12 protein-coding genes are annotated in these 11,589 nt (G+C 53.2%); all 12 read right to left on the reverse strand.

From position 1 onward, the window contains the following. Positions 1 to 24: 24 nt before the first annotated feature. A complete protein-coding gene (gene tilS, locus ABE504_RS04360) occupies positions 25 to 1,449 on the reverse strand; it encodes a tRNA lysidine(34) synthetase TilS (RefSeq protein WP_430085041.1) in 1,425 nt (474 codons plus the stop codon). 13 nt (positions 1,450 to 1,462) lie between these two features. Next, on the reverse strand, positions 1,463 to 2,371 hold the full coding sequence (locus ABE504_RS04365) for a protein kinase domain-containing protein (protein WP_430085045.1): 909 nt from the start codon (positions 2,369 to 2,371) through the stop codon (positions 1,463 to 1,465). Next, complete coding sequence (locus ABE504_RS04370; RefSeq protein ID WP_430085134.1) at positions 2,355 to 3,077, reverse strand: hypothetical protein; 723 nt, start codon at positions 3,075 to 3,077, stop codon at positions 2,355 to 2,357. The genes ABE504_RS04365 and ABE504_RS04370 overlap by 17 nt, the downstream gene beginning before the upstream one ends. A gap of 107 nt (positions 3,078 to 3,184) precedes the next feature. Then, positions 3,185 to 4,051, reverse strand: coding sequence for a cation diffusion facilitator family transporter (locus ABE504_RS04375; RefSeq protein WP_430085047.1), 867 nt, complete (start codon positions 4,049 to 4,051; stop codon positions 3,185 to 3,187). A 203-nt stretch (positions 4,052 to 4,254) separates the two neighbouring features. After that, the gene (gene spoIIE / locus ABE504_RS04380; RefSeq protein ID WP_430085050.1) at positions 4,255 to 6,747 is read right to left on the reverse strand and encodes a stage II sporulation protein E; all 2,493 of its coding nucleotides are present in this window, start codon (positions 6,745 to 6,747) and stop codon (positions 4,255 to 4,257) included. 659 nt (positions 6,748 to 7,406) lie between these two features. After that, positions 7,407 to 7,946 (reverse strand): S1 domain-containing RNA-binding protein, encoded by a 540-nt coding sequence (locus tag ABE504_RS04385; RefSeq protein WP_430074997.1) that lies wholly within the window; start codon positions 7,944 to 7,946, stop codon positions 7,407 to 7,409. Between the two features lie 109 nt (positions 7,947 to 8,055). Further along, positions 8,056 to 8,379: an FtsB family cell division protein gene (locus ABE504_RS04390; protein WP_430085053.1), complete on the reverse strand. Its 324-nt coding sequence runs from the start codon at positions 8,377 to 8,379 to the stop codon at positions 8,056 to 8,058. A gap of 15 nt (positions 8,380 to 8,394) precedes the next feature. Next, positions 8,395 to 8,970, reverse strand: a complete 576-nt coding sequence (gene yabQ / locus ABE504_RS04395) for a spore cortex biosynthesis protein YabQ (protein WP_430085056.1) — start codon at positions 8,968 to 8,970, stop codon at positions 8,395 to 8,397. Beyond that, positions 8,967 to 9,254: a sporulation protein YabP gene (gene yabP / locus ABE504_RS04400; RefSeq protein WP_126142847.1), complete on the reverse strand. Its 288-nt coding sequence runs from the start codon at positions 9,252 to 9,254 to the stop codon at positions 8,967 to 8,969. Before yabP ends, yabQ begins: the two co-directional genes overlap by 4 nt. A 102-nt stretch (positions 9,255 to 9,356) precedes the next feature. Next, positions 9,357 to 9,626, reverse strand: coding sequence for an RNA-binding S4 domain-containing protein (locus tag ABE504_RS04405; protein ID WP_126142848.1), 270 nt, complete (start codon positions 9,624 to 9,626; stop codon positions 9,357 to 9,359). Then, on the reverse strand, positions 9,626 to 9,898 hold the full coding sequence (locus tag ABE504_RS04410) for an HU family DNA-binding protein (RefSeq protein WP_430085059.1): 273 nt from the start codon (positions 9,896 to 9,898) through the stop codon (positions 9,626 to 9,628). The genes ABE504_RS04405 and ABE504_RS04410 overlap by 1 nt, the downstream gene beginning before the upstream one ends. 134 nt (positions 9,899 to 10,032) lie before the next feature. Continuing rightward, positions 10,033 to 11,547, reverse strand: coding sequence for a nucleoside triphosphate pyrophosphohydrolase (gene mazG / locus ABE504_RS04415; RefSeq protein ID WP_430085062.1), 1,515 nt, complete (start codon positions 11,545 to 11,547; stop codon positions 10,033 to 10,035). Positions 11,548 to 11,589 lie beyond the last annotated feature (42 nt).

An 11,589-nucleotide genomic window follows, 5' to 3' on the forward strand; every position in this document is an offset into this window, starting at 1 on the left:
ATTTACATTCGAACGAAGCCAAACTTACAAGGGTTCCTGCAGCGCCAGTCTCACATGCAGCACCCGCTCCGTATGCGCCTCAACAAGCGCGCGGCGGGATCTGCGAAACCCGGCAATCCAGAGTATATGTCCGGAATCGTCAACCAGCAGCGGTATTCGGTCTCTTCGGGTTGACGGCATTTTGGCATCAATGAACATATCCTTCACCTTTTTGGAGCCGTTTAAACCAAAAGGTTCCATTCGGTCGCCGTGCTCGCGGCTGCGCAGCTGCAGCGGCCAAATCAGCCCGTCCCCATCCAGAAACACGTCCATATCGGACGGCTCGGGAACCGCTATCTTGTACGCTTCCGCGGACATCCAGCTCAGTACCAGCTTGCCATTCAGCTCCGGCAGGCTAACCTCGCTTGTCTCTCTCGGAATCGCATACGCATAGGGTCTCGGCTCAGGTGCGTAAGCTTGAAAGTGAATCGATCCATATTCTCTCACAATATAAACCTCTTCATCCACCTGAAGCACTTGATTTGAAACGGGGTCCTTCAGGATCATCTCCCGAACCCGCTCAACCAGCATATATGCCAGTTGCTGCCTATCCGCGCAAAGACAGTTTAATATTAATTTAATCAAACGCCTTTGTAAAGCAACGTGCAGAGGGGTGAAGTCACGCCTCTCGATGCGGTAGCGGCCTGCCTCGAACGCTGCGATCTGCCTGAACACCCGCTCGGTTTCGGACGCCATGTAATCGTCCTCCGCCTGCATCATGTCAGCCAATCGGTTCAAGGCCTGAGGCAGCTGCTCATTATAAGCTGTCAGTTTCGGCAGCAGCTCAAGCCGAACCTGATTGCGAGTATATTTGAGCGAGGCATTCGAGCTGTCCTCACAATAAGAAATAGCCTGCACTTTGCAGTAGTTCATGATGTCTGACTTGTATATACGTAAAAAAGGACGAATGAGTTCCACTTTTTTTTCGCGCCTGCGCTCCGGCATCCCGGCAAGCCCGGACGGTCCGGTTCCCCGCAGCACGCGCATCAGCACGGTCTCCGCCTGATCGTCGGCGTGATGGGCCAGCGCAATGCGCTTGGCGCCGTAACGGTCAGCGACGTCGTGCAGGAACGCGTATCTTTTCTCCCGCGCAGCCGCCTGGGCATTCAGCGAAGCTTCCTCTATATAGGCCGGCACGTCGATGACGCCGATCTCGCACGGCAGCCCGAGGCTCGCCGCCAGCCCGGCAACAAAGTCAGCCTCGGCGTCGGACTCCGCGCCGCGGAACAGATGGTTCACGTGGGCGACGACAAGCCGCCAACTGAATGTCCTAGCAAGACGAAACAGGACATGCAGCAGCGCGACGGAATCAGACCCTCCTGATACCGCCACCACTACCACATCTCCTGTTCCGGCGAGATGCTCTTCGCGAATTCGCCTTTCTACCAAGGCGAGTACATCGTTGTCCATGCGTGCTTCCTTTCTATCCGTACATCATATACACCGTGAAGGCAAAAAGAAATACCGACGCGGCAAAGCAAATTTTGAGCCACGGCATTTTGAGTTTCGGCGCGGACGCTTTCCGGCCGGACACGAGGCGCTGCCACATCCGCAGCGCCTCCGCCGAGGAGGCGAATTCGCCGCGCAGCGCTTTGAGCAGAAATGGCGAGAGCTGCTGCGCCAGCTTGTTCTCCCGCATGATCGCGGTGAGCTGGTCCAGCTCGCGATTTTGCGGCAGCATTTTGGTAAAGCCGGCGAAGCGGTTGCGGTGATCCAATGATTTTAACAATAGAATGGCAAATGAAAACAGATCGTAGCTTTCCTCCGCCACCCGCTCGCCCATGCTCCAAAATCCGCGATCGTACACTTCCGTCAGCTGCTTGATGGCCCGCCCCTTGGGCGTTACGCCGCCGAAATCGATTAAATCCACTGCACCATAGCCAGATACGATCATATTCTCCGCTTTCAAATCGCCGAAAACAAAGCCGCTCTGATGAATTTCCGTCAGCTTGCGGAGCAGATTGGTGCCAATGACGTAAATCCAGTCCTGTCCGCGCTTCTGCAAGTAATCCGAGATCGTCTGACCTTCAATATAGCGCATGACATAAAAGGAAATATCCTTACCCTTCACGGTCATGTCGTCGTTATCGATCAAGTAGTTGCGAAACGAATTGTCTTTCCTTGTGATCGCCACCAGCGAGTTGATCTCCGATTGATGGTCGACCGTCTCATAGCCAGCTTTCAGCGCGAACCGGCTGCTCCCCTTCCGCACCAGTGCGACGATGCCGTTGGAGCCTGCCCCTATTATCCGCTCTACGATATAAATGTGGCCGTGCCATTTTCCCTTAATCTCGGAACCTGGACGAAAAGCCTCCTCATACCACGTAGTCACTCAGCATCCCATCCTCCGTCGTCGCCCCTGAAATAGGCTTGCCGGTCACGAACTGCAGCGTTTGCTGCAAAGCCGGACCTGTGGGCGTCGTACCCTTCATGTTTATTTTATAGAACATCTTGTCGACATTTGCAAGCTGATTCGTCCAATCGAGGTCCATTTCGAGCTCTTGATCCCGCTGTTTCGTAGACGGAAAATGAAACACCGCCAGTTCGCTCTTCCCGCTCCGCGCCCGCAAGCTCAGCAGCAGATCGTGGATCGCTTCGCGCACCGCAGCCAGCTTCGGCTTCATGCTCGCGCTCGCATCGATTAACAGCGCTACGCGCAGCGACGTCGTCTCACTCATCTCGTCAATGACGTGCACGACCTCAGCCCGCTTGTCCGGCGGCAGCTCCTCGACCTGCTTAATCCCCAGGATGCTCTGCAATTCTTTACCCACCGCTTGTTGGATCGTAGTTGATACAGTTTTGCGTGTCATCATCTGTACGGTTTGCGATAGTTGATCAGAGGAGACGATCCGGCTCATGCCGCCGCCCGCTGCCGCAATCTCGCGAATTTCCTCCGAGCCCAGCACACCCAGCTCTCCTTGATCGATGACGCCAATGACGTTTACGGCTACGCCTTCCGCCTGCGCCTGCGCCGCAGCAATCACGGGACTCACCCCGACATTCGAGCAACCATCCGTAATGAGCAAAATTTGTTTCATCATCTTCCTTACGCCTCCCGAACGAGTAGATACACTCTAGTAATGTATCCCCTAGTTTTTCCATTTTGAGAGACGTCTAATCATTCCGGCGAAAAAGAGATGGGCAATCACGCATACGGTTCGATATGCACATGCACGTGGTGAACCTGATGTTTGTCGATCAGTTCGTTCTCTACGTTTTCCGTAATGTCGTGGCTGTCGGAGACGCTCAGCTCTGATCTGACGGCAATGGTGAGGTCGACGAAAATCTGATTACCATGGCTTCTCCCCTTAATATCGAGCACCTTTTCCACGCCGTCAACCGCCGCAATGGTCACCTTGTACTTACGCAGCTCCTCCTCGTCGAAGCCGTCGGTCAACATGTGCGTCGCTTCCCGGAAAATCTCCCAACCGGTCTTGCCAATCATCCCGCCTACGATAATCGCCGTCACATTGTCCAGCCAAGCCAGGCCGAGCACACTCATCACGATGCCGACCACTGTGCCGAGGCTCACCCAAGCGTCTGATTTATTGTCAGCCGCCACCGCTTTAAGAGCATGGCTGTTCGTTTTCTCTGCAAGCCGCAGGTTGTAGCGATAGACGGCGTACATGATAAAAGCCGCAATGGCAGCGGCAGCCGCTGCGAGCAGGCTCGGTGACTGCACGTCGCCTCGAATCAGTTTCAACACGGAATTCGTCAGCACTTCCAGTCCTACCGCCACCATGATAAAAGACGCAACCATCGAAGCCACCGTCTCCGCCCGAGAATGCCCGTAACGATGATCCGTGTCCGCCGGTTTCTTCGATATTTTCAGGCCGATCAAGACAGCCAATGAGGCGATAATATCCGTTGTATTATTGAGGCCGTCCGCCATTAGCGCTTTGGAATTGCCCCAGAAGCCGATCCCCAGCTTCAGCAGCGATAGGCCGATGTACACACCAATGCTCAGCCACGCGCCATATTCCGCCTGTTTCCCTTTCTCCAAGGCTTCCATTCGGGCCGTCCCACCTTTAGTATAAGTTCTGTGTCATTATACTAGGCAAACTTCGAGTGGGTCTAGAGAAACAGATTTGCGCGGAGTAACCGCTGTTCGCCCCCCGCAACGAAGTTGAGTGGGACAAATCGTTTTGTCTGCGGGCAACTTTCCAAAAGACGGAAAAAGCCGCATCTGCGAATGAGCAGATGCGGCTATACGCGTCAACTGACCGTCTTCGGACGCTCCATACGGGTAATCCCCGGCCAACGGAAGGTCGCCCATTCGGGCTGCCGCTTTTCGACACGGGCTACGACCACCGTCATATCGTCCTGAATCTCGCCATGATGATGGCGGAAAATACGCTCGAGCAAGCAATCCGCAAAATCCTGCGGCGCCGTCGTGTCAATCTCCTGGATCATGCGCTTCATCCACAGCTCTTTGTTCACGGCATGGCCCGGCGCATCGTAGATGCCGTCGGTCATCATGACGAGAATATCGCCGTGCTGGAGCGGAATCGATACCAAATCCACCTCGATTTCATTTAAAATGCCCACAGGCAAATTGTTCGCCGTAATCGGGATCACCTCCGAACCCCGCTTAATAAAGCTTGGCATCGAGCCAATCTTCATGAATGTTGTATTGGCGTTGTACATATCAATGAGCGCCATGTCCACGGTGGCGTACATCTCATCCGAGGAGCGCAGCATCAAGACCGAGTTCAGCGACTTGATCGCCAGCTTCTCGTCCATGCCCGACTGCAGCAGCTGCTGCAGGATGTTCAGGGCGGTCTGGCTCTCGGCGTTCGCCCGCTCGCCGTTGCCCATGCCGTCGCTCAGCGCAACGGCATACTTGCCATTGCCCAGCTCGACCGTGGAGAAGCTGTCGCCCGAGAAAAGGTCGCCGCCCTTGGCCGCGCCGGCGACACCCGTCGCCACCTCGTATTCTTTGGCGGAGCCGAAGACGACGGTGCTGTAGCCTTCGCCGCGCGGGTGCATCTCCTCCCGCATGACGGCGACGTTCTCGCCGATGATTTCGCTCAGCATCGGCGCAATGATTTTGCGGCATTCATCAAATCCTTTCGTATACTGATGAATAATCTCTATTTCCACATTTCCTTCATCCAAGGAAATGACATCAATGCTGTGAATGGAAAGGCCCAGCTCTTCAAGGGCATTGCGGATTTGCTCTTCTTGAAGGAACAGTTCCTGGCCTTCGCGTTTGATTTCTTTCGCCAGGTCCTCCATCACCTGGGAAACGCCGGACAGCTGATCGGCGACGAGGTGCCGGCTGTCCATGATTTGTTTTTTCCAATGAAGATCATTCTTATAAAGGCCGTACTGCTGCTTCATCACATCGAGCACCTGTTCCGTGCGGATACACACCTTCTTCCACTCCGAAGGGATTTGTTTCTTCGTCATCGTCTCCTTCTCTTCAATTTGGGTCATCATGTCGGTCATGTAGGTATAGGTTTGATAGAACCGCTGATCCCAGCATTGACTCTTCTTCCAGCACGATTCGCAAGCTTTGCTCGCGACTGCATCCATGAAATGCCCGACATCCTCCTCTCTTCGCGTGACGGAATCATCCGTCGTCAATTGCTTGAAACTGCGGGACAGTTGGCGAAACACCTCCGAGAATTGTTCCACGCGGCCTGCGGTCACATCCCGCACCCGCTTGGCGTAGTCCTGCTGTGATTTCAAATTTTCCTGCGTGCCCGGCACGTATTTGGCCAGCATGCCGATGAGACTGCGCGGGGTCAGTAGAAACAGTACGACGGCGGCGAGCGACTCCCAAGTCGAATGAATGACGTCGGCGCTCGAGCCGAGGTAAAACGAGAGAATCGACGACCCCAGCAGCATCCCGAACGCCACCAGCAGGCGGTTCCCTTCCTTGAGGAGACCCGCGAGCATCCCGGAAAAAGCCAGTAAACTCATTTGATAGACAGCATTGCTGTTTGCGAGGCTGAGAATCAAACCCGTGATCACCCCCACCGACGCACCGAACGGCGCTCCGCCGACCAGCGCGAATAGGAGGATCAGATAGCGGGAAAGTACATGCTCCACCGTGACAGGGCCAGCTATCCAGCCTACGGTCCCTGTCATCACGGAGGCTAAGAGGATAATTAGACAAATAATTTCTTCGTGTTTCAAATGATAGTTTTTGCGGGTAAGAGTAAAAACCGGGATCGCCTGTACGAAAATCATCGTGAGCACCAGGCTCAGCAGCGCCTCCACCGTGATCATCATCAGCGAGTACCACGTGAAGTTGATCCCGACCAATTGAGCAAAAAGCTGAACGAGAAAGGTCGAGGCAAACACAAGCAGCGGTGCGAGCGAGATATCGGATCGTTCGAATTTTTCGATCGCCTTTTGGAGGAGGAGGAAGACGAGCATTTCCGTCACTAAGTAGCCGGTATGGGCGTTCACCGCCAACAGGCTACCGGCGAAAGCGGCGATGCCGACCCAGTGCAGAATATCTTTCCGCGTAAAATAGATAACCGCCATAAAGGCCAGCGCGAACGGAGACAGTTGTTCCAGAATCATAGCCCGACCCAGCAAAAAGCCCATAACGATGAGTAAGAATGTCCACTTCTTCGCAACAAACGCTTGTACCCAGCGATTCTCCACAGCTGATCTGCCGGCCCCAACCTTTGCTTTGTGCCACACGCCTGCCCAACCGTCACTCAACACTACGCCAATGCTTCGTCTTTGCATATTCTCGAACACCTTCCATTTCTCCCGTGATTTGTTTCTCTAGTATAGGGACAATCTAGCAGAAAGTTTGTCAGAATCAGTTGCTAGATTCAAAAAACTTTCCGACAAGACGCGATGGTCGTGTCAACGGGGCTGAGCCCCCGCCCTGACTGGGTTGTTTATATTGAAAACGTTTCCAGAAGTCTGAAACGCTCGAACTTTCGCCACGCGCATGCGGGAGATACCCGTAAGACGGTGTCGATTGGGGCGGGGGCTCGTCCGACACAAATGTCAGGTAGACCGAGAAAGCCCCATTCCCTATAGACAAAAAGCCGCTTGGCGCGGCTTAACCGTTCGGCCTCCCCAGCCGAGCCCCCTCGGCCATGCTCCCCGGACAAGTGCAGGCAGGTCGTCGCTAACGGTTGTCCTGGCCCCTATTTGATGCCAAACGCCACTATTCTGAGGCTAACGGTTATGTCAGCGGCTATTTAGACGAAATCGGCCGGATTCCGCTGCCATTTAGGCAAATAAGCGCTGTCGCAACCGCTAAAGTTTGAAATGAGGCAATTTGAGCCAAGTAGGCGCTGTGGTAACCGTTATAGTATCTTGCCAGCTTTCCGTTAATGGACAAATAAAAACCCACATCCGCCATAGGCAAATGTGGGTCTAACTTGCATCTATTAGTCGCGTCTTCCGCCACGACCACCGCGTTTGGACTCGGTGTTCTTCTTCAGGGACGAAATCCGTTCTTCACTATCTTTGAGGAAACGAGATACTTTATCTTCAAACGTAAATGATTTCGGCCCGCTTTGCTGCTTGTTAAAGCCGCCGCGACCACCGCCGCCACCCATTGGCCGACCACCGCCACCGCCGCCCATAGGACGTCCGCCGCCTTGGTAACCGCCTGGACGGTCTCCGCTTGGGCGCCCTTGATAGCCGCTGCCACCTGTACGTTCAGGGCGAGCAGGTCTTTCCTCAACTGGCTTATCAATCGTTTGCTTGATTGACAGTCCGATCTTGCCATCCTTGTCCACGTTAATCACTTTGACCGTTACTTTGTCTTCCAGCTTTAAATGGTCATTAACGTCTTTCACATAATTGTCTGCGATCTCCGAAATGTGAACAAGACCGGTAACTCCTTCAGCAAGCTCGACGAATGCTCCAAAGTGAGTAATCCCCGTCACTCTTCCCTCTAACTTGGTGCCGACTTCAATTGCCATAAAGTAAACTGTTCCTCCCTTAAAATGTTGAAAACACTGGCTACGCCGATTATAACCGATGCAGAAACCACGGTCAACACGGCATTCGCCCGTTTTGCAAGAAGCATGTTTATTGCGACTTGGAGGCGCTCAGCGGCGTTTCTCCCGACTTGCTATAGTGAAAATCTCGCCGAATGATCTGATCCAGATACTCGTCATTATGCAAACGTGCAATTTCTTTGGTCGTCGTCTCATTGACTCTCTTCGCTTCGGCTAACTGGCGCTGCATATCCGCCACGACGGCTTTCCTTTCGTGCAGCTTGGCAAACTGTCCCCAAATGTTGTTGATGCCCCAGCATAAAAAGCATAAAACAAAGATCATGAGAATACGTAGTCTTCGCTTTGAACCTGTACGTTGGGCGCGATTGGCCGTAACGGTTGCTTGAGCTGGCATGAATAGGTCTTCCTCCTATTTCGAGAATAACCTGCGGTAGAGGGAGACAATTCGGCCCCATAGGCGCGTGCACCAGCCGGGGATCACCAAATACTTATGCATAGGCTTCGTAATCCAAAAGAATAATCTCCACACAGGATAGAGCAATTGTAGCACAATTTTATACAGGAATATAGCTACAGTGAGCAAAAAGCCTAAAATTATCACGGTTAGACGATATAAGCCAATAATCGGTTTAATGAGGACGATTTCGACGGTTTTCTTGAGAAAACGGTAAATCGCAATCACAATCCGGATCAGCAGCAAGGTCAGCCGGATGACCCAAGGGCTCAGCAGCCCAAAGTAGAAGCAGATTCCGATGCCGAGGCCGAGAAAAATAAACATCCGGACTTGTCCGTCATTACTCGCGATCAGATTCCGAAAAACGAGGATTGTCGCCACAATCCAGTACAAACCGTCAATGAGGGGAATCGTCCAGCGCGGCAATCTGAGCTTGCCCGCAAGCACCCGGAACACATCAAAAATGGCTCCGATGTAGATGCCGCTCAGGACCATCATGTAAATCGTATAGAATTGCGTGTGCAGCGTCACTTGAACAACTTACCAAGGAAGCCCTTGGATTTCTCCTGGGTATTGCCGTCCACATACGACAACTCATGAACGATTCCTTCAATGGCGACGAGTCCTTGCTCGAGATTCAAGTTTTTGATATGCAAATTCTGCCCACGTATCATCAAGTGGCCCATTTCCGTTGCAAGGAGGAACTCTTCGCTGTCAAAGCTCTCGACGTTCAAAACGCCGGAGATCTCCAAAAGCCTGCGGTTGAGCATCTTGATTTCCTGTCTTTTATTGTTGTTTTTCACGGGTTCGATCATGGCCTGTACCCCTCCTTCATCTATCTCTACGATATGAGGGGATGTCCTAGTATAGAACAAAAAAGCCCAAAAACCTGTTCAGGTTCCTGGGCTATTCTACAGTTACAACGACTCTGCTTGAAACGGTTCTTCCTTCAGCAAGGTGTACATCTTCGCCGCATCTTCCTTGCGGGTTGATTCCGACAAGAGCTCGACGCGGACTGTCACCTTCTTCTGGCCGAACTGGATCGACAACTCATCGCCGACTTTGACTTGCGTGCTCGCCTTCGCATCGCGGCCGTTGATCCAAACGCGTCCTTGATCGGACACATCCTTCGCCACGGTGCGGCGCTTAATCAAGCGTGATACTTTGAGAAACTTATCGATCCGCATTATTTTACAGCTTCTTTAAGCTTGTTGCCCGCTTTGAAAGCAGGAACGTTGGATTCTGCGATTTCGATTGGGTTGCCTGTTTGCGGGTTGCGGCCTGTGCGGCCGGAACGTTTGCGCGTTTCGAATGTACCGAAACCGATCAATTGTACTTTATCGCCGGCGGAAAGCGCATCTGTTACTTCGCCAAGGAAACCGTTAAGAACTACTTCAACGTCTTTTTTTGTAAGTCCGCTTTTGTCTGCAATGTTGTTGATCAGGTCTGTTTTGTTCATGTGATTTCTTTACCTCCCAAAATGTTCGAAGATCATCTCTTCTATGTACTAACATGGCTGCACATTTTCATAATTTTACCTTGCACCAAGTCTAGTATTCTGCTTTTTTCGTCAAAATCCTGCTAAGGTGCGGCTTATTCCGCAACTTTTTTTGCAGCCTGCCAGTACGTTTCCATCTCTAGTAAATCAGTCTGCTCAAAAGATTGCCCTCTTAAACGTAGCTGCTCTTCAATATATGAAAATCTTCGCACAAATTTAAGATTCGTCTTGGCAATGGCCTCTTCCGGGTCGATTTTCAGGAATCTAGCGACATTCACTAGCGAAAATAGTACATCGCCCAGCTCGCTCACCCGCTCCTGTGCAGCGCCTTCACCTTCCGCCGCGATCGCCTGGCGCAGTTCGCCAATTTCTTCGTCCAGCTTCGCCAGCACGTCTTCCAGTGCAGACCAGTCGAAACCGACGGCTGCGGCTTTCTTTTGCAGCTTGAGCGCCTTCATCAGCCCCGGCAGCTCACGCGGCACGCCGTCCAGCACGGACTGCTGCGTCACGTCGATGCCTTTTTTGCGCTTCTCCTCCGCTTTCATCGCGTTCCAGTTCACCAACGCCTCGTCCGCGTCCTCCGCTTTGTTCTCGCCAAACACATGCGGATGACGGCGAATCAGCTTCTCGTTCAGCGTCGCAATGACATCATAGGCCGTGAATGTGCCGACCTCCTCTTCCATCTGCGCGTGCAGCATCACTTGCAGCAGCAAATCGCCAAGCTCCTCGCACATGTGCTCCGGATCATCCTCGTCGATGGTCTCCAGCACTTCGTAGGCTTCCTCGATGAGGTTTTTGCGCAGGCTCTCATGGGTCTGCTCTCGATCCCACGGGCAGCCTTCCGGGCTGCGCAGGATGGCGACAATCTCGTGCAGGCGGCCAAAGCTGCGATAGTGATCCTCATCCCGTGTGCTGGCCGGCACCCAGACCAGAGAAAGGTTGCTGAAGCCTTTGACATGATCCAGTTCATAGAGCGGCACCTCGATGATCTGCTCCTGCCCGGCAACGCCGAGGGAATGGCCAACTACGACCCGATACTCATCGGGGTATACGTCCATAAGAGAGATTTTGAGATCCGACGCCGTATAGGTGTCGTATACCTGTCCGATCACCGTGTGCAGCTTGGGATTGAGCGTGTAGCGGCTCAGGCTGGTCGCGTCAAGCAGTTGAAAGCCTTCGATCGGATCGAAGCCGAAGCGCAGAAACGCTTGATCAAGGAAACTCTCGCCGCCCATGATTTGGAGCGAGATGTCCTGTGCCGGGCAGCGTTCCTTGAGCAGCTGCACGGTGTACTCGGCGACCATCGGATGTCCCGGTACGGCATAGAGGATTTCCGCGGATTCGCTTACCGCCAGCCGTATCAGTTCGAGTGCGATAGATTCATAGACTTCTTCGAATGTCGCATGCTGAACATACGTATTGTCAAAGGTGTCATACTTGATGTTGTTCGCGTCCAGCATCCCCACCATCGGATGATCCTTCGTGCGTAAAAAGAGCTTGGCTCCTGTTCCGCCCGCCGCCTGCAGCTTTTTCCAGACGCCGAGCGTCAGCTGGTCTTCATCCCCCGTCCCGAGTCCCAGGACGGTGATCCGTGCATTCGTTGCTGCCATCTGCGCAGCACCTCCTTTGATTTGAAGCTTGTGAGGCGCGGT

This window comes from Paenibacillus oryzisoli, assembly GCF_050467285.1.
Lineage (GTDB): Bacteria > Bacillota > Bacilli > Paenibacillales > NBRC-103111 > Paenibacillus_E > Paenibacillus_E oryzisoli_A.

Excerpts from the sequence above, each read along its gene's own strand:
- yabP (WP_126142847.1), bottom strand. The coding sequence starts at position 9,254 with ATGATCGAACCCGTGAAAAACAACAATAAAAGACAGGAAATCAAGATG.
- ABE504_RS04375 (WP_430085047.1), bottom strand. The coding sequence starts at position 4,051 with ATGGAAGCCTTGGAGAAAGGGAAACAGGCGGAATATGGCGCGTGGCTG.
- tilS (WP_430085041.1), bottom strand. The coding sequence starts at position 1,449 with ATGGACAACGATGTACTCGCCTTGGTAGAAAGGCGAATTCGCGAAGAG.
- ABE504_RS04390 (WP_430085053.1), bottom strand. The coding sequence starts at position 8,379 with ATGCCAGCTCAAGCAACCGTTACGGCCAATCGCGCCCAACGTACAGGT.
- ABE504_RS04405 (WP_126142848.1), bottom strand. The coding sequence starts at position 9,626 with ATGCGGATCGATAAGTTTCTCAAAGTATCACGCTTGATTAAGCGCCGC.
- ABE504_RS04370 (WP_430085134.1), bottom strand. The coding sequence starts at position 3,077 with ATGAAACAAATTTTGCTCATTACGGATGGTTGCTCGAATGTCGGGGTG.
- spoIIE (WP_430085050.1), bottom strand. The coding sequence starts at position 6,747 with ATGCAAAGACGAAGCATTGGCGTAGTGTTGAGTGACGGTTGGGCAGGC.
- mazG (WP_430085062.1), bottom strand. The coding sequence starts at position 11,547 with ATGGCAGCAACGAATGCACGGATCACCGTCCTGGGACTCGGGACGGGG.
- ABE504_RS04410 (WP_430085059.1), bottom strand. The coding sequence starts at position 9,898 with ATGAACAAAACAGACCTGATCAACAACATTGCAGACAAAAGCGGACTT.
- ABE504_RS04385 (WP_430074997.1), bottom strand. The coding sequence starts at position 7,946 with ATGGCAATTGAAGTCGGCACCAAGTTAGAGGGAAGAGTGACGGGGATT.